Annotated in this window: 15 protein-coding genes; 6 read left to right on the top strand and 9 right to left on the bottom strand. The window is 48.2% G+C overall.

The window, feature by feature from the left end; translation table 11 throughout:
• Positions 1 to 190: 190 nt before the first annotated feature.
• From JSQ97_RS09210 to lepB, 3 genes are read right to left on the bottom strand one after another with little or no spacing between them, the layout of a single operon-like run.
• Positions 191 to 2,158: a motility associated factor glycosyltransferase family protein gene (locus tag JSQ97_RS09210; RefSeq protein WP_205075783.1), complete on the bottom strand. Its 1,968-nt coding sequence runs from the start codon at positions 2,156 to 2,158 to the stop codon at positions 191 to 193.
• Positions 2,139 to 4,007 carry a penicillin-binding protein gene (locus JSQ97_RS09205; protein ID WP_205075782.1) on the bottom strand — a complete coding sequence of 623 codons (1,869 nt, stop codon included), beginning with the start codon at positions 4,005 to 4,007 and terminating at the stop codon, positions 2,139 to 2,141. Before JSQ97_RS09205 ends, JSQ97_RS09210 begins: the two co-directional genes overlap by 20 nt.
• Positions 4,004 to 4,516: a signal peptidase I gene (gene lepB, locus JSQ97_RS09200; protein WP_205075781.1), complete on the bottom strand. Its 513-nt coding sequence runs from the start codon at positions 4,514 to 4,516 to the stop codon at positions 4,004 to 4,006. Before lepB ends, JSQ97_RS09205 begins: the two co-directional genes overlap by 4 nt.
• A 45-nt stretch (positions 4,517 to 4,561) precedes the next feature.
• Between lepB and JSQ97_RS09195 the strand changes: the two genes are divergently transcribed.
• The 3 genes from JSQ97_RS09195 to JSQ97_RS09185 all read left to right on the top strand — a co-directional run bounded on the left by JSQ97_RS09195 (position 4,562) and on the right by JSQ97_RS09185 (position 8,310).
• Positions 4,562 to 5,752, top strand: coding sequence for a M23 family metallopeptidase (locus JSQ97_RS09195; RefSeq protein WP_205075780.1), 1,191 nt, complete (start codon positions 4,562 to 4,564; stop codon positions 5,750 to 5,752).
• 81 nt (positions 5,753 to 5,833) lie between these two features.
• Entirely contained in the window at positions 5,834 to 6,079 is a 246-nt protein-coding gene (locus JSQ97_RS09190) for a zinc ribbon domain-containing protein (protein ID WP_021330688.1), read from the top strand.
• Positions 6,076 to 8,310: a polysaccharide deacetylase family protein gene (locus JSQ97_RS09185; RefSeq protein WP_205075779.1), complete on the top strand. Its 2,235-nt coding sequence runs from the start codon at positions 6,076 to 6,078 to the stop codon at positions 8,308 to 8,310. The genes JSQ97_RS09190 and JSQ97_RS09185 overlap by 4 nt, the downstream gene beginning before the upstream one ends.
• Positions 8,311 to 8,370: 60 nt before the next feature.
• On the opposite strand, the gene JSQ97_RS09180 is transcribed toward JSQ97_RS09185, so the two are convergent.
• From JSQ97_RS09180 to JSQ97_RS09160, 6 genes are all read right to left on the bottom strand, one after another.
• A complete protein-coding gene (locus JSQ97_RS09180) occupies positions 8,371 to 10,146 on the bottom strand; it encodes a bifunctional metallophosphatase/5'-nucleotidase (protein WP_205075778.1) in 1,776 nt (591 codons plus the stop codon).
• A 189-nt stretch (positions 10,147 to 10,335) separates the two neighbouring features.
• On the bottom strand, positions 10,336 to 11,841 hold the full coding sequence (locus tag JSQ97_RS09175; protein ID WP_205075803.1) for a xylulokinase: 1,506 nt from the start codon (positions 11,839 to 11,841) through the stop codon (positions 10,336 to 10,338).
• Positions 11,841 to 13,133 (bottom strand): TRAP transporter large permease, encoded by a 1,293-nt coding sequence (locus tag JSQ97_RS09170; protein WP_205075777.1) that lies wholly within the window; start codon positions 13,131 to 13,133, stop codon positions 11,841 to 11,843. Before JSQ97_RS09170 ends, JSQ97_RS09175 begins: the two co-directional genes overlap by 1 nt.
• Positions 13,130 to 13,525: a TRAP transporter small permease gene (locus JSQ97_RS13145; protein WP_370590050.1), complete on the bottom strand. Its 396-nt coding sequence runs from the start codon at positions 13,523 to 13,525 to the stop codon at positions 13,130 to 13,132. The genes JSQ97_RS09170 and JSQ97_RS13145 overlap by 4 nt, the downstream gene beginning before the upstream one ends.
• Entirely contained in the window at positions 13,416 to 13,709 is a 294-nt protein-coding gene (locus JSQ97_RS12945) for a hypothetical protein (protein WP_239447067.1), read from the bottom strand. The genes JSQ97_RS13145 and JSQ97_RS12945 overlap by 110 nt, the downstream gene beginning before the upstream one ends.
• A gap of 39 nt (positions 13,710 to 13,748) precedes the next feature.
• Entirely contained in the window at positions 13,749 to 14,753 is a 1,005-nt protein-coding gene (locus tag JSQ97_RS09160) for a DctP family TRAP transporter solute-binding subunit (protein ID WP_205075776.1), read from the bottom strand.
• Positions 14,754 to 14,935: 182 nt separating this feature from the next.
• Here JSQ97_RS09160 and JSQ97_RS09155 point away from each other — a divergent pair, with 182 nt between their 5' ends.
• From JSQ97_RS09155 to JSQ97_RS09145, 3 genes are all read left to right on the top strand, one after another.
• Positions 14,936 to 15,565 carry a class II aldolase/adducin family protein gene (locus JSQ97_RS09155; RefSeq protein ID WP_205075775.1) on the top strand — a complete coding sequence of 210 codons (630 nt, stop codon included), beginning with the start codon at positions 14,936 to 14,938 and terminating at the stop codon, positions 15,563 to 15,565.
• A gap of 35 nt (positions 15,566 to 15,600) precedes the next feature.
• A complete protein-coding gene (locus JSQ97_RS09150) occupies positions 15,601 to 16,356 on the top strand; it encodes a DeoR/GlpR family DNA-binding transcription regulator (RefSeq protein ID WP_370590049.1) in 756 nt (251 codons plus the stop codon).
• Between the two features lie 377 nt (positions 16,357 to 16,733).
• Positions 16,734 to 17,062 (top strand): DUF262 domain-containing protein (locus tag JSQ97_RS09145; RefSeq protein WP_205075773.1); only part of this gene is annotated, 329 nt, incomplete at its 3' end.

Here is a 17,062-nt window from a genome sequence, read left to right as displayed (position 1 = left end):
ATCTACGGTATATTGTAACGCGTTCCGACCGTTTTGCAAGCCGAAAATGCGAAAAGAGCAAAAAAAAGTTGAAAAACCTCACACGTTTTTCAACTTTTATAAACATGGAATCGGCATTCTGCAGGCGTCCGGATGTCGATGCGCCCGCGCCGTCCGACACTTCTATTATCGGGGGAAAAAAACGGAAACTTTAATTGGTAGGCAAGTATTTTTCGCATTCCGAAGCCGCTCGGGAGAGTTCTTCGTACATACGGCGTGCGCGCGAAAGGGTTTCCCGAAACGCATTGTCGGTTTTATCGCCCTTTTCGGCAAAATCGATAAAGAAGCGACCGTTCGGCAAGGCAAGCGACACGGCGTCTTTTACGCTGCTTTTGAGGATCACCGCATCTGTGTCGGCGAGGGCGCGGAGTGTCGTTTGCCGTACCGTACTGCCGGCCGCCGTATCGCGTTTATCAGTGATCGCATGCATGTCGGCCGCGATGTCCGTGCCGCACTTGCCCGCAGCTGCGATATCGGCCGCGGACATATTCATATCGTTCGCAAGTGCGTTTTCGCATATCCTCTTTCCGTCTTCCGCAATTTTTCGGAGAGAAGCGATTTCGCGCAAAAAATCGGCGAGGACGGATTCGAATCGCGCTTTATCCGGGACTGCGCCTTTTTCGGACGATCCGCTTTCTTTAATAAATTTTTCTTTTTGTACCGCGATGTCCGGCTTTTCCAAAAACGAGCGCACATCGACGGGCACGATGCCGGGTATCGCGATCCCGCATCGTGCGAATGTATATGTCTTCGCATCGGGACAGGATGCGAGTCTGCTTTCAAACCACCACGCGAACATCTTCATGCGCGAATCGGTCGGCACGGGCTTTCCGTCGTAATCGCATGCTTCCTCCGCACCTGCCGAAAAAAGAAGCGGGAGATTTTGCGTCTCCGCAGGAAACGTGCGCATCGAAGTCTCATGCGTTCCTTCTTCGAACATGCTGCCTCTGATGTGCGTTTTTTTTTCGGGAAAAGCGAAGTCGAGTCCGCAGCAGTAGATTTCACGCGCGCCCGCCGCATAGGCGAAATTCCACGCAGCCGATGCGACCGAACCCCCCGCACCCAAATCGCCTTTTTCTCCGATGCGCCGCTCGAACCATTTTCCGATCGGAAAAAGCGATGACGAAAGCGCAAAGCTCCTGCACGGAAAAGAAAAGACCGACGGGTACACTGCGACCTCCGCGACGAGCACGCTCGACTTCGACGTTAAGCCCGCTATGTGGCGGTACGCGTAGTACTGCGGATCTCCGACGACGATAAAATCCGGCTCCACGCCCGCTCTGAGGCACGCGCGGAGTGCCGTGTCCACGCACACGACGATACTCCGTTTTTTTATTTCCGAAAGATAGGGCAGCGTACTTTCAAGTGAGGGGCCTGCCGCAACGATCGTAAACGGAATACCGCGCGCGTTTCCGGCGTAGGCTGATACTCCGCGCATCCGTGCATAATTGTTAAGATTTTTGCAGCTGTTTTTAAGCCAGCGTTTTGCAAAGCGTTCGAGGGTTGCGGCATTGATATCGTCTTTGCGTCTGTTCCGTTCGACCAGCGTTCGAAGCGTGTCGAAGTAGTGCGATGCGTGAGAAGTTTGCGAAGGCACCGAAAAAAACGCACAGCGCGAGACACCGTAGTTTTCGATAAACGAAACGACGGTGTGCGGCGGACAGGCGAGGGCGGCGATGCAGTCTTTACACGCGAAAAATGCCGACCAGTCGGTAAGTGCGAGGGATGCGAAAAAGCGATCGGCATCCGGCTCGACGACGATGATCGCTCTGCCGGGAAAGCGGAGGGCATAGGCTTCGACCGCATAGCCGAGTCCGAAACCGAAAAAGACTGCGGCGCGGCATCCTTCAAAATCGGAATTTGCAACCGTCTGTTCCGCCTCCCGTTTCGGATTGTATGCCGAGTGGAGCAGTACGCCGTTTTCGTATGCGCTTACGCTTCCGTCTTTTGCCGAAACGATATTCCAAAACGGAAAGGGCTGTCCGATTGCCGGAGGATCATCGTTCGAACTGTCTTTGCAAATGGCGTCGACTTCGGCGATTTCGGACGCGAACATCTTTTCGAGCGAAGGAAAGCGGGAAACGAATGCGGATCGATTTTTATTCCAGATTGAGTTCAATGACCATATTCTCCGTGACGGGCGTTCCCGCAGGCGGCGTTTGGCTCGTAACCCAGCCGTTTCCGTGTATCGTGACACGAAATTTTCCGTCGTCGAACAGCGGCAAAAGATCGCGCTTGGACATATTCGTAAAGTCGGGAAGGAGGCTTCCGACGGCGAGCGTTTTGCCCGCGGGGATCACGATGCGACCCGAATGCAAAAGCGATTCCGCGCTGCCTCGGCTCATACCGAGGTGATTGATGATCGCGTCGGCGGCTTCGGCAATGACCGGAGCGACGATGCGCCCCGCATAGGTTTCGCCTTTTGCCTTTTCGATGACGATGTAGAGAATGATTTCGGGATCTTCGATCGGAAAAATCGCGATACAGTTCGATAAAAAATCGGTACTGCTGTATCCGCCGGATTTATCCGCCATCTGTGCGGTCCCTGTTTTTACACCGATCGATATATCGCCGAGCCTTGCGCGCGATCCGGTCCCCGTCGTCGCCGTCGTCTCCATGCAGCTCAAAAGATAATGCGCCGTCGCTTCGCTGAGCGCTCTCTCGCCTCGTTCGGCTTTGTGTTCGTAATACGTCGATCCGTCTTTGTTCGTGATCCGCTTGATCGTCGTGAGCTTTACGGGAATGCCGCCCGAAGCGAGGGATGTCGCCGCATACATCATCTGCAGCGCGGATACGCTTATCTCCTGCCCGATCGCGATCGTCGGCTTCGAGCGCGCAGACCACGAACGCGAATTCGGATCTTTTACCGAGCCGGCAGTTTCTCCCGGAAGCTCTATACCGGTGCGTCTTCCGAATCCGAGTGCGCGTATCTTTTCGATAAACTCGTCTTCATCGATGCGGTCGCTCATCTGTCCGAGCGCTGCGTTGCACGAAAGGCGGAGCGCATCGCGCGGCGTTACCCATCCGTGCGTGCCGAGACATTTGATACGGAGCGTTTCTCCGCTGCGCGTTTTCTTTTCATACATACCGTTGCAAAAAAAACTGTCGCCGCTGTGTATAAGCCCCGCGTCGTATAGAATAGCGACCGTAAATATTTTAAAAACGGATCCCGGCTCGTACGCCGTCATCGCAGGTCTGTCTATCGTTTCGTCGACGGTCGCTTTCCCGTATTCGTTTAAATTGACCGACGGCAGACTGATGTACGACAGGATTTCTCCGGTCTTCGCTTCGGCCGCAACGAGCATCATGCTTTCCGCCTGCGTATTTTTCATCGCGTTTGAAGCGATCTGTTCGAGCTTGTATTGGAGATTCGCGTCGATCGTCAGATACACGTTTTTGCCCGGCTCCATCTGCGCGGAACCCGAACTCACGGAAGGTGCGAGTGTCGACTGCATCGAATATTCGGTGCCGGAGAGCCCGTTTCCGTCGTCTCCCATATAGCCGACGAGCTGGGAAGCGAGGGAATTTTCGGGATAGACGCGGCCCGGGATCCTGTCGCATCGCACGAAAGTATAGCCCTTCGTATCGATGATCTGTTGGAGTTCATCGTATGCGGTCTGTCCTATCTTTTTTTTGAGGTAGACGAAGTGCGCCCCCTTTGCGTTTTCGATGATCGATGCGACTTCTCCTTCTTTCATGTCAAGGATCGATGCGACGTCTTTTGCAAAAGACGCGACATCCGCGATCATCTTCGGCGTTACGCCTACGTGATAAAAATTCGTCTGCACGGCAAGCGGTTTTCCCGAACGGTCTACGATCGCGCCGCGCTCCATGACGGGCGTGCGGGCAGCGATTTCGGCGACGGGCGTGAGCGCGAGGCGGACGTAGCGGAGCGTGATATAGGCGGCTGCGATAAAAACGAAAACGGCAAGGACGATGATCCGCTTCGTGTGAAAAAAATCGTTCATCTGTTAATAATCCTGCCGACGACATTTTTGACGGAAACGAAGCCGTAGTTCCTCGAATCGATCGATTCGGCGTAGTTGTCGCCGAGAGCGAGGATGTATCCGTCGGGTACGCGGGAAGAAGCGCGCATCAATTCATATTGTTCTTTCGTCAACTCGATTTTCAAATCTCCCACAAAAAGACTATATCCCGAATTCGACGAATATTCCAGATGCGCTCCTGCGACGGCGGCGCAGCGCTTGACGACGATGCGGTTCGCGTGCAGGTAGATCACGATGTCGCCTGCTTTCGGCTCCGCCCACGAAACGAAAAAGCTCGTGCTTCCGGGCTTTACGAGACCGTAGGCGAGTTTGTTGACGAGCACCGTTTCCCCGTCTTTGATCGCCGGTTCCATCGAGCGGCCGGAAATATGCAAAAAATCGATGACGAAGAGTTTGACGACGATGCCGATACACAAGCCGATGACTGCCGGAACGATGAAGTGCTGCGCTTTTTTTTCATCTTTTTGCATAGCTTTATTCTAATATGAGTGCGTTTTTATGTCGATAGAAATGATATGGAAATTATCAGCTACGTCGGTTTCGAGGGGAATCGGCCTTTTTCATCTATAAAACTACCGTTCCGTTTCAGAGAACGAAAAACACATATTTCGTGCGCTTTTACTCATTCTCCGCTTGCGCATTCGTTTGTCACCGCCTCCGTGCGTTCCGATTTTTCGCTGCGCTCGTTTTTGATTTCACTCGGACGCTCGGCGGAAAACATAGCGGCGCATTGGAAAGCGGGACTTGCAGCGCTCGCCGTATTCGCTTTTCTTTCGGGTGCCAAAGCGGCTCTTTCGTATGCGCTGAGCCACACCGGCCCGCTTGCGCTTAAAGACAGCGGAAAAGCGGAGCTTGAAACGCTCGATAAAGTGATGGCGGCCTTTGTCGCCGATGCGTCGATAAGCTATACCGACAGCGGCGATATAGTCGGAAGCGGAAAGTCCGAAGCGGAACTCGCAGCTTTGTTTAAAAAACCCGTTTCGTATCAAACCTATACGGTCAGATCCGGCGATACGCTCGGCGGCATCACGAAGCGTTTCGGCTTGACAAATCTTTCTACGCTCATCGATGTGAACGGTATTACAAACGCGCGTTCTCTGCACGAAGGGCAAAAGCTCCGCATCCCGTCGGTCGACGGTCTTATGTACACGGTGGCGAAAGGCAATTCTCTCGCAGGTCTTTCCGCAAAATTCAACGTGCCGCTTGAAGATCTTCTCGACGTAAACGATCTTGCAAGTCAAACCCTCACCGTCGGGCAGCAGCTGTTTATCCCGGGTGCGAAGATGGATGCGGCGAAACTGCACGAAGTGCTCGGCGATCTGTTTAAAATCCCGATTACCGCGGCGTACCGCATTTCATCGAAATTCGGCTGGCGTCCCGATCCCTTTACCGGCGTGCGCTCGTATCACACGGGAATCGATTTGGCCTGTCCCGATGGCACTCCGATCCGCGCGGCGATGAACGGCAAAGTCGCCTTTGTCGGCTGGTCGAACGTGTTCGGCAACTACGTCATCGTAAATCACGCGAACGGATATCAGACGCTCTACGGTCACATGGCTTCTTCGCGCGTAAAAAAAGGACAGAACGTGACGCAGGCGACGGTCATAGGGCTCGTCGGTTCGACCGGTTATTCGACGGGTTCGCATTTGCATTTTACCGTGTATAAAAACGGTCGGCTCGTCAATCCGTCTTCCGTACTGAAGTAATCGGTTCTGCGGAGAATTATCCGAAACGCTTTTGCAAAATATTACGATATGGTTTATACTTACAATGACGGAGGTCACCGTATGAAGCCGGTAACTGTGTGCCGAGGATGCGGACGCACGATCGACAACGATTTTATCTATTGCCCGTGGTGCGGCTATTCGCGCGTCGCTTCCGATGACAGCGCCTCTCTCGAAGCGGTGTTCAATCAGCTTGAACAGCTGCAAAACGATTCGCGCAACCGGCAGATCAGCGAAATGGAAAAGCAGCTCGACGATCTCGTGCACGAACTCGACGCGATCGTTTTGAGTGCGGAGCTGCATAAATGAAGAAGTTCCGCATCCTGTGCTGCATCTTCATAGCTCTTGCCGCGCTGCCGCTTGCAGCCGGCGTTTCCTTCGGCAGCGCCGATCTCAACGATAAGGATGAAATCCTCTTTACGGTGCGACGCGATTTTCCCGGCACCCCGTCCTACCGTACGCTCTTTTACGCAAAGCTTGTAAACGGCTCTCCCGCAGAAAGTCCTCGAGCGCTTACCTGCTATCCTGAGCGGATGGAACTGCTTTCGCACGGAAAAGTATTGCAGATACGGAACCGATACGGCACGGCGCGCTATTCTTTCGAAACGGATACTCTCGAATGGCTCGAACAGACTGATACGATACCGCTCGATTCGATGCCTCTTTTTCCTCGCGCGGTGAGTCCTGACGGAGTATGGAGCTGCTTTGTCGTCAAAACGGGATTCGCCGAAGGCACTTTGATGTTTGAAAATTCCGCGACAGGCCGGCGCACGTCGCTCGATCCGCACGCAGCCGTCAGCTACGATTCTCTTCCGGTCAAGTGGGCGCCCGACAGTTCGCTCGTCCTCTATGCGAAAGAGGGTACGGTGCGCTTTTGTAGCCCGGACGCGCTTTTCCGCGGCATCGAAATCGATGAAGCGTACCGAGAAATCGGACCGGGTTCGATCGATTCGGTATGCTGGGCGGGCGGCAGCGTCTTTTACATCGATGGAGACATGCTCTATAAAATCAGCGTAAAGGAATTGTATACGACGGGTTTGTATTCCCCCGTCATCGGCAGGGGAACGCCGGTCGGCCGTCTGCCCGAGTCCTTCGATCCTTCGCGCGATATGTTCAGTGTCGACAAAAACGGCACTTCACTTCTTTTAATAAAATCAGGGAAAACTTTTTCGCGCTATCGCCTGAGCGGAAACACGGCCGACTATCTGCCCGTCGTGTTTTCCCGCCCCTACGTGAGCGATTTCGGTCCCCTCGTCGATGCGGTCGTTCTGTGGAGTTCCGACGGAACACCCTATGTGTGGATGCGTCTTATGCCGTATTCGGGCGGCAAACCGATGGCCGCCGTATACCGCGCGTCCGATTCCCTTTCGCCCCTTCTCACTGCAGAAAATTCGTGCCGGCCCGTCGTTTCGCCCGACGGAAGCCGCGCGGCTTTTTTTTCCGGCAGCACCGTCTACGTATACGACGTTTCGTCGTGGAAGCGAATCGGTGAGCTTTCAGGGGAAAATACGGCGAGCGCGGTTTGGGACGGAAACGATACGCTCTATGTCGGCGGTGACCGGTCGGTGCGCCGTTGGAACGTCGCTTCGGGCACGAGCCGCGCCCTCGTGCTTTCATCCGCTTCATCCTGTTCGTGGGATCGCGAAACGGGGCGCGCGACGGTGACGGCGGGAGGCAAAACTTTTTCGCTCGATGCATCGCTGAAAGAATGGACGGAACTATCCGCTCCTCGCGAAAATACCGTTTCGGTTCAAAACGGCCGCTACCGCGTATTTTTCGGAACGACACCGAATACGCGATTTGAAAACGCGCTGTACGTGCGTATCCTTTCGGGAAAGGCGACTACCAAAGCGGCATTTCCCGAAAGCGTGCAAAAAACTCCCGCCCGGAAAAAAGCCGCACTCGCTTTCGACGCATACGACAGCGCGGACGGGCTTCCGCTTATCCTCGCCTCGCTCGATACCTATAACATACGCGGAACCTTTTTTTTCAACGGTGAATTTATCAGACGCTATCCGAAAGAGACAAAACAGATTTCGCTCACCGGTAATACCTGCGCCTCCCTGTTTTTTTCCGAGATGGATTTTACGAAAAGTCCCTTCGTCATCGATGAAGATTTTATCAGACGCGGTCTTGCGCGAAATGAAGACGAATTTTTCCGATGCACGGGAAAAGAGCTTTCGCTTTTGTGGCACGCGCCCTTTTACCGTGTGACCTCTGCCGCACGGAAAGCGGGCAAAAAAGCGGGGTACGCTTACGCCGAAGCCGTAAACGGCGATGGGGAACGAAGCACGAATGCAGGGCAAGCGGCGCCCTCAGCGCGCGATTCGAGCGCTTACGCCGAATACCCGAGTACCGCCGCCTTGATCGAAGCATGCATCACAGCTTTGACTGAAAACGGCGGCGGCATCGTGCCCGTGAGTGTCGGCTCTTCGCGAAAGCCTGCAAGCGAACGCGTGTATCAAAAACTCGATCTGCTTATAAGCGCAATCATCGATGCCGGTTTCGACATCGTCGATGCGGACGAACTTTCCGAATAACACCGCTCAAACCGAACGCCGCGTTTTATGCAAGCCGGCGTTTCGAAACCCGCATTCATCCTAATTGATAATGCCTTGTGCTTTCAATTCGTCTACGTTCAAACTCTTCGCGTACGGCACATCGAGTTTTCCGTCGTTGACCATTTTAATAATTTCATTGCGGTACGGAGAAGAGAGATCGACTCCCGTAATCGACCAGTTGTCGTCGACTTCGGGAGATATCGTGCCGTGCTCTTTGATGTACGCGACGAGCATATCGCGGATCGATTGCGACGATTCCCAGCTTCGCTTTCCTTCGACGAGCTTTTGCGTTTTGAGCGCCGACGAATAGCGGTAATTGTTTACGGCGAGTTTGAACCTTTGATCGCCGACGACCGGCTTGCCTTTAAACGTAAGATTCACGATGCGCTCGCCCGCAGGCTTTGAAAGATCTATTTGATAGTCGACGCCCGCAAACATATCGTAGAGATAGCCGGGTTTTTCGGGATTGAACGAAATCGAAATATCGCCCGGCTTCCACTGATTGTAACACGCTGCCGACCATTCCATATAGCGCTTCAGTTCCGCGCCCGTCACTTCGACGAGGTAAAGCGTATTGTCGAATTTATAGATGTCGAAGATATTGCCGTAATTGATCGGACCGGCTTTGATATCGCTCGTATCTTTAAATAACGCCGCTGCGGAAACGTCGGCACCGCTGTTCAAAAGCTGCACTTTGTTGATCAAATCAAGGACGGCAGTGTCGCGCAATTTTCCTTCGGGGATGCCGCGGATTTCGTTTTTCGGCTGAAAGTCGGCGGATGCCGTTCCGAAGACGCCGCCCGATACCGTGCCGTCGTTGTTTACGGTGCCGCCGGTTACGAATGCGATCGTTTTTTCGTGCGCTTCTTTTACGTCGGGCAGACTGCGGATCGCTTCGCTCGGCGCATAATCTTTCATGTCGACGATCGTACCGGTAACGTTCGTTATTCTTTTATGTGCGTCGAGCGTGATGTCGAAGCGTGCGACTTCGCGTGCGCCGTTTCTGCACGCCAATACCTGCGCGCCGCCGACCTTTTCGTTTACCGTTACGTGCGCGTGCCCCAGCATGAGCACTTTGATTTCGGGGCAGGCTTTCAAAATCGTTTCACCCGCATCGGTTCCGTGGTCTTCGTCGTATTCGGGGTGGAAGCCGACGTGGGCGACGGCGATGACGAAATCGCATTTGTTTTTGATCGCATCGTACGCTTCTTTTGCACCCTGCGCGACGCTTTCGAATTTGAGCGAGGCGACTTTTTCGCCGTCCCAGCGCGGAACGTCCGGATTCGTCAGTCCGATGATACCGATTCGCACGCCGCCTCGTTTAATAATCGTATACGCTTTGGCAAATTCTTTGCCGTTGGCATAGCGGACGTTTGCGCCGAGGATCGGAAAGTTCGCCTGAGATTGAATCCGTTTTATTAAACCGAGACCGAAATTGTATTCGTGATTGCCGAGCGCCATGGCATCGTATTTCATAAAATTCAATACGCTTACCATCGGGTGCTTTCCTTCCTGTTTGTTGTAGATGTCGTCGGTTAAAATCGTTCCCTGAAACGTGTCCCCGTTGTCGACGAGGACGACGTTGCCGGGATTTTCTTTGCGCACCGATTCGATATACGAATACACGCGTGCAATGCCGTTGTTTGTCGTCTCTTTGTTGTCTTCATAGCTGTAGCCCCAGATATTACCGTGCATATCCGTCGTGCCGAGCACCGTGATCGTTTTCGAAGCTTGAGCCGCGCTTTTGGCCGCACCCTGTGTCAAGCTTGCCGTAAAAATCGCCAAAACAGCGAATAGTATTCTTAATCGCTTCATAATGCCTCCGTAAAATTATTAATTATCGTATACGAGGGGCGGTGTTCTGTCAATGAAGAAAGCGATGAGCTGAAAAATGTGAAAAAAATGTTCGCATTATATACTGAATACTTCTGTAAAAGTATACAGGTATTATGAATCGAACATATTTAAAAACCGTCTTGCCAGTATAAATTCCGCAGTCTTTTCCTAATAAAAGCAGTCTTTCAAACGAAGATACACTTCTTTATATTTTTGAAAAAGAACATCGTACACGGCAACATTTTGAACAATCGGTGTGATAATCGTTCCCTTTACGGCAAGTGTTTTTCCGAAATCTACAGGAATCTCTTTTATCCCAATCGCTTGCGCTGCAATGATCATATCACCGAGCGTTTCCGTATCGTTTATTTTTAATTGAATTACAGTTTTATTAAGGACATCCGCAAATATCTGACACCAAAGCTTGCTTTTTGCGGCACCCCCGCCCAAAGGAATTTCATGCGATGAGGAAAACGAATTCTGCAGCAAAGTGCTGCAGTCCCGTATTGAAAAAGCGACGCCCTCAAGAATCGCTCTTACAAAAGAACCCAACGATGCATTTAAACCTATATTAAAAAAAACACCCTTCGCATGAGGATCCCAAATAGGACATTTTTCTCCGGAAAGATACGGAAGGTAAATCAAATTTTCCGCCGTAACTTTAACGTTCTCCGCAGCTTCGTCCAAAATTTGATAGATCGATTTATTTCGATCCGGCTGTATGAGTGATGTAAAATTATCGCGAAACCATTTTAGCGAGATTCCTGCATTATCGGTTGTTTGTACGATTACGGTATTGTCCAATACTCCGCTGCTTATATTTAAGAGCCTCGTATCTTGAACGGGCTCTTTTTCGACCGTGCATATACGTCCGCTGCTTCCTATCGTAACAGCTGAATCACCGAAATAAACGGCACCCGCTCCGACCGTTGCCGCAATGGTATCCACCGCGCCTGCATTAACCGGAGTACCGATCTTCAAGCCCGTCAATCCCGCAGCTTCTTTTGTAACCGTGCCGACAATATCCGTAGACCGGTACACTTTCGGCAGTAACTGCATCGGGATTTCCGCTTTCGCACAGATATTCTCATCCCATGTACCGGCAGTCATATTTGACAGGGAAGTCAAATCCATTCGGGATTTATTAATACTGAATTCTCCTGTCAGTTTTTGTATAATATATCCGCTCGGCATTAAAAATTTATAACAATTTTTAATAATATCCGGTCGATTATCGATAAGCCATCGTATTGTCGGAAGGGCAAACGTTCCCTTATCGAGTCTGTTTTTCGAAGAGGAAACAACTTCTTCTTCACCGACTTTATTTTTAAGCCATTCGACTTGCATCGAAGCTCTTTTATCGTGAAGCGTTATCGCATTATAAAGCGCATTACCGTCACGATCCACCAATGTAACGGCATTCGTACAGCTGATACCGATTACCGCAACCCTGTCGGGGGTAACAGCTTTTTCGGATATAAAGCATGTGCGAATATTTGAAATGACAGCTTGCCACCAAACATCAGGATTTTGTTCCGACCAACCGTTTTGAGGGACTACGGTTTTATATTCAGTGTATGCTTGCGCGGCAATCGACCCGTCGAATGTATAAAAAATACATTTCGTACCGGTCGTTCCTATGTCGATTCCTAAAATAATATCTTGCGATGCCATCAAAGCCCTTTTACCGAATTTACGATTCCCAGAGAAAGCTGAGGAAACATGAAAACGATAGCCGACATTAAGGTTACAATGCCAATAACGCTTAATGTATCGGGGAACGCTTCGTCTATACTCATATTCAATACACGGCATGAAGTAAACAGGTTTACCGATAACGGAGGCGTCAAAGAACCGACCATTAAATTCATAAGCATGGCGACCCCGTAGTGTATGGGATTCATTCCGAGACCGGTTACAATCGGCAATAATATCGGCGTTATTAAAATGATGATACATACGGTTTCCATAAAGCAACCGAGAAATAACAGGAGAATAAAAAAGAAAAGCAATATTAAAAATTTAGTATGCGCAAAAGATACAACCCATTCGGCAAACAGCTGAGGTACGTTTTGCGTAGATAAAATCCAGCCGAACGGCGTCGCGGCGGATATGATCAGCATTATGACGGCAGATGTTATAACACTGTCGGATGCGGCGCGTAAAAATTCGGAAAAGGTCAGTTCTTTGTAAACAAAGACCGCCAAAATAAAAGAATAAACAACCGCTACGACCGCAGCTTCCGTCGCCGTACAAATACCGGAAAAAACGCTTGCAAGCACAAATACAGGCATGAGCATCGGCAAAATGGCATCGATCGTTATTTGCAGCTTCTCTTTTGAAGAATATGAAGTCTTTTCAACGGTTTCTTTTTTTGCCCGCTTTTTTGCATATATCGTATTTAAGACAATCAGAGCAACGATTGTTAAGATACCGGGAACGACGCCGGCCAAAAACATATCGCCGACGGAAACGGAAGCGATGGAAGCATATATTACCATAATAATGCTTGGCGGTATAATACATGCCATAGTTCCGCCGGCTGCGATCAATCCGGCAGTAAAGCCTTTCGGATATCCCTGTTTTATCATTTCAGGAGCACAAGTCGATCCTATCGCCGCCGCACTGGCAACACCCGAACCCGATACGGCACCGAAAAATCCGCAAGCGGCGAGTGTCGCGGCTCCGAGTCCGCCCGGCATTTTACGCAATAACATATTCGCAAAACGCATCAAGCGAGGTGTACTCCCGTACATCATCAGAGATCCCGCAAAGACAAATAACGGCATAGCAAGCATACTGAATGAATTTGCCCCGCTCGTCATCCTTTGAACGATAATATCAAGCGGCGGATAACCGTTTGCCAAAAGAAAGGTCATACAGCTGATACCTATCGAAAATCCGATCGGAGTTCCGATAATCAAACACAGAGTAAGAGAAATAAAAAGAACGGCAAGCGGACTCATTGCAGTGCCTCTTCAATTGAAGATATATCTTTCGATCGCAATTCCAAAATTTTCAAATAAAATCGAAAGCCGAAAAACCATATCATAAAAAAAATACCGATGAACATACCGAAAAACTGGAATGAAACAGGCAGTTTCATCGCCGGAGTTAAATTATGCATATTGTTTGCCATAGCTTTCAAACAATATCGACCCAATATAAAAAGAAAACAGACGGACACGAAATCAGAAATCATCGCGGCGATTATCGTACCTTTCCGGGGAAGTAATTTAATAAAAAAATCAATCCGAGTATTCGAATTGTTTAAAGTCGCAAGCGCCGAACCGAGAAACGTCAGATAAATCATGCTTATGCCCGCCAACTCTTCGACCCAAACGAAAGATTTCCCAATGATATTCCGATTGAATATCTGCATCGCCAAAATGACAACGAGTATGCATAATGTAAAAGCTCCCAAAAAACGCAGAATATTCTTTAAGAGAACCAATACTTTCAAAACCGTAACCTCCCGTACCTGCTTTTATAAAAACTGAGACGGACTCGTAAATAAGAAAAAGTAAATCAATACGGCGCATACGGAAATCCGCAACGAATTTCTGTATGCGCCTGTATCATCATTTCGCAGACTTTGCCAATTTCAACCATTCATCGCCGTATTTTTGAGAAAACTCCGTCCAAACCGACTGGACTTTTTTTTGAAAAGCGACTTTATCTACTTCATTCACTTTGATGCCCGATTCTTTCAAAAGTTCAAGGAATCGTCCTTCATCATTTTCTTTGAGATCAACGGCACGGGCTTTATCGGCCTCTTCCATTAAGATATTTTGGTATTCGGAAGGCAGACCGTCGAACCACTTTTTACTGCATACAAAGGGTGCCGCATCGTACATATGTCCTGTCAGCGACAAATATTTTTGTACCTCCTGAATCGACGAAGTATAAATATTTGCAAGCGGATTTTCCTGCCCATCGATGGTTCCGTTTTGCAAAGCGGTAAATACTTCCGAAAAACTCATCATAATAACATTGCCGTCCAGAGCTTTGAACATCTTAACTTTCATATTATTATTGTTCGTTCGGAATTTTATGCCTTTCATATCCGCCGGAACTTTAACCGGACGTATATTATTCGTCATATGTCTGTACCCGCTTTCCCAAATGGACAGCACTTTACAGCCGGTAGGCTCGATGATTTCTTTCGCAAATTTCTTTCCGAATTCACCGTTCCATGCTTTTCGCGCCTTTTCAATATCGGGAAACAAAAAAGGCAAAAGTGCGACGCCGGCTTCTTCGTTATAGCCTTCCCAGTTTGCAGCGCCCATCTGCATTGATCCTTCAAGCGTTCCGGCTATGAGCTGAGAAATCATATCCTGTTCGCTCCCCAGAGCGCTGTTTGCATAGATATTTACTTTCAGTTTTCCGTTAGTCCGCTTTTCAACAGCGGTTTTAAAACTTTGTAATGCAAGCGTAGAAGGATTACTGTCCGATACCGCCGAACCGATATTCATGACAAAAGTATTCCCTCCTCCACTTTGTGTTCCGCCGTCATTTTGCCCCAATGCAAATACCGCAAGTCCACAAAAAAAGACTATCCCCGTCATAAAAAGCCGTTTTTTCATAATTTCCTCCTGATCTTAAGCTTTTATCCAAAAATAGCCAATATCATTCTTTAATTTTCATTGTAAACCACAATATTTCATCTGTCAATAAAAAAACATGAAAATTCAACTTGACCTTTTTCTTGTTAGAAATATAATGAAAATAAATGAAATATTTTGAATATTGACAAAGGGTCAACAATATGGAAAAACAACCGGATGTTCAAAATCTTGTCGATATCTGTCATCACGTACAGGAAAAAGGACTTGTCAGCGGTAGCGGCGGAAATATAAGCATAAAAACGGGTAACGTAATTTATATTACGCCGACATCCGTTGCGTTGGGAAAAATAACGGATAAATTGCTGAGTATCGTTTCGATCGAAACCGGAAAACCGTTAAACGATATAACACCGTCAAAAGAAATCATGATGCACCTGCTTTCGTATCGTGCAAATGAAAATATCCGCGCAATTGTGCATGTTCATTCCGTTTACACTGCAGCGATCGCGAGTATGCCTGACTTTATACATACCAAAGCGATCCCCGCCTATACTCCGGGCTACGGCTTACGAGTCGGCTGTCTGCCGGTGATTCCGTATGAAATGCCCGGTTCCATGGAACTAGCGCAATCCGTAGCTGCTGTACTGAAAGAGAGGAATTCCGTTCTTTTGGCGAATCACGGGAGTGTCGTTGCCGAAAACAATTTGGAAAAGGCTTTGGATCTGATTGAAGAAATTGAAGAAAACGCAAAACTGTTTTTTATTACAAACGGAAAAGCGACACCTCTGAGTCGCGAGCAAATAGAAAAGCTGCAGGAATATTATAAATAATATTTTTATGATACAATAAAAGCGGGAGGAATACCATCAAAAGTTTTGAACGCAAACAGCATATTTTAGATTTAACAAAAAAACATACATTTATTCTAATCTCCGACTTGATACGCGATCTGCACTCTTCCGAATCGACCATACGCAGAGACATAGAAGAATTGGTATCGAAAAATCTCGTAATCAGAAGTCAGGGCGCCGTTATTTGGAATGACAAGAGTAATTTATATAAGGAAAACGTTTATTTCCGTACCGAACAAAATCTTCTCACAAAAACGAAAATAACTAAAATAGCAGCCGAATTGATAGAACCCCGAGAAATGATCTTCATCGATACGGGGACAACAATGCTCGAGTTGGCAAAAAATTTAAGTGAAGACTGTAATCTTTCAGTTGTAACAAACGATTTAAAAATAGCATTGGAATTGGAAAACAAATACAATGTGACAACCATAATGCTCGGGGGTATCGTAAAAAGAGGTACGCATACAACAATCGAAAATACCGGCACGGAATTTCTAAACAATGTTTGTTTCCAAAAAGCATTTTTTTCGCCTGCAGGTATTTCAGATGAAGGATTTTATTTTTTGAATTTACAGGCAATGGATATCCGTACAAAAATAGCCGAAAAATCGGAAAAAATGATTATGGTAGCCGATTCCGCAAAATTCGATAAAAAAGCTACCGTATTGGGATTTCCGTTTTCCGAATGCGACATACTCGTAACCGATACATGTTCGCAAGAATGGAAAGATAAAATTTCACCCTCTACGCATATTATCATTGCGTAATAATTTCGAATAAAATTTTTATATAGCCTGAATGTCGAGTTCGGATAAATTTTGAGTTTTAAAAAAAACGAAATTAGAACTATATAATATCAATAGCGTAGAAATAAAAATAATTACTTTTCAACAGGCGTATATTTACTTGTTCCCCTACACCGGCTTACTTCCCCGCGCAGCGTTCCTGCAGCAAGCGGGAATGAAGGTTACCGAAGTGCGGTCTCGCGGAGAGACAACAGGTCAAGTATATCGCAGCTGTCATTGTATTTAATACAGGAGTAGCTCTCAAAAGATGAAGATTTATTGTTTTCATGATATAATGAAGAAAAGTAAAAAGAATCTCAGCTAAATGTCATACAGCGACACCTAAGGAGAACTGAAAAATGAAAGCAAGTGGAACAAGTGTTCTCAATTTTATAGGCGGATTGGATAAAGTTTTTATTATTCCTCCCTTTCAGAGAAATTATGAATGGTCAAATAAACAGTGTGAAGAATTATTCTACGATATAGAAAATGCTTTTAAAAAACAGAAAACACATTATTTAGGAAATGTGGTATATTATTTCGGTGAAAAAAACGGTGCCGAATTCCAAGAATTAATTTTAGTAGACGGACAACAAAGAATAAGTACTATTGTGTTACTTTTGTGTGCACTCCGTGATTGTGAAAAAGACGCAGGCCTTCAAAGTAAAATAACTGCAAGATATTTAAA

This window comes from Treponema sp. Marseille-Q4523 (genome assembly GCF_016901105.1).
GTDB lineage: Bacteria > Spirochaetota > Spirochaetia > Treponematales > Treponemataceae > Treponema_D.
This window is presented reverse-complemented; position numbering and strand designations above follow the sequence as displayed.

Excerpts from the sequence above, each read along its gene's own strand:
- JSQ97_RS12945 (WP_239447067.1), bottom strand. The coding sequence starts at position 13,709 with ATGCGCCGTATTGATTTACTTTTTCTTATTTACGAGTCCGTCTCAGTT.
- JSQ97_RS09190 (WP_021330688.1), top strand. The coding sequence starts at position 5,834 with ATGAAGCCGGTAACTGTGTGCCGAGGATGCGGACGCACGATCGACAAC.
- JSQ97_RS09155 (WP_205075775.1), top strand. The coding sequence starts at position 14,936 with ATGGAAAAACAACCGGATGTTCAAAATCTTGTCGATATCTGTCATCAC.
- lepB (WP_205075781.1), bottom strand. The coding sequence starts at position 4,516 with ATGCAAAAAGATGAAAAAAAAGCGCAGCACTTCATCGTTCCGGCAGTC.
- JSQ97_RS09185 (WP_205075779.1), top strand. The coding sequence starts at position 6,076 with ATGAAGAAGTTCCGCATCCTGTGCTGCATCTTCATAGCTCTTGCCGCG.
- JSQ97_RS09170 (WP_205075777.1), bottom strand. The coding sequence starts at position 13,133 with ATGAGTCCGCTTGCCGTTCTTTTTATTTCTCTTACTCTGTGTTTGATT.
- JSQ97_RS09160 (WP_205075776.1), bottom strand. The coding sequence starts at position 14,753 with ATGAAAAAACGGCTTTTTATGACGGGGATAGTCTTTTTTTGTGGACTT.
- JSQ97_RS09180 (WP_205075778.1), bottom strand. The coding sequence starts at position 10,146 with ATGAAGCGATTAAGAATACTATTCGCTGTTTTGGCGATTTTTACGGCA.
- JSQ97_RS09195 (WP_205075780.1), top strand. The coding sequence starts at position 4,562 with ATGGAAATTATCAGCTACGTCGGTTTCGAGGGGAATCGGCCTTTTTCA.
- JSQ97_RS09175 (WP_205075803.1), bottom strand. The coding sequence starts at position 11,841 with ATGGCATCGCAAGATATTATTTTAGGAATCGACATAGGAACGACCGGT.
- JSQ97_RS09205 (WP_205075782.1), bottom strand. The coding sequence starts at position 4,007 with ATGAACGATTTTTTTCACACGAAGCGGATCATCGTCCTTGCCGTTTTC.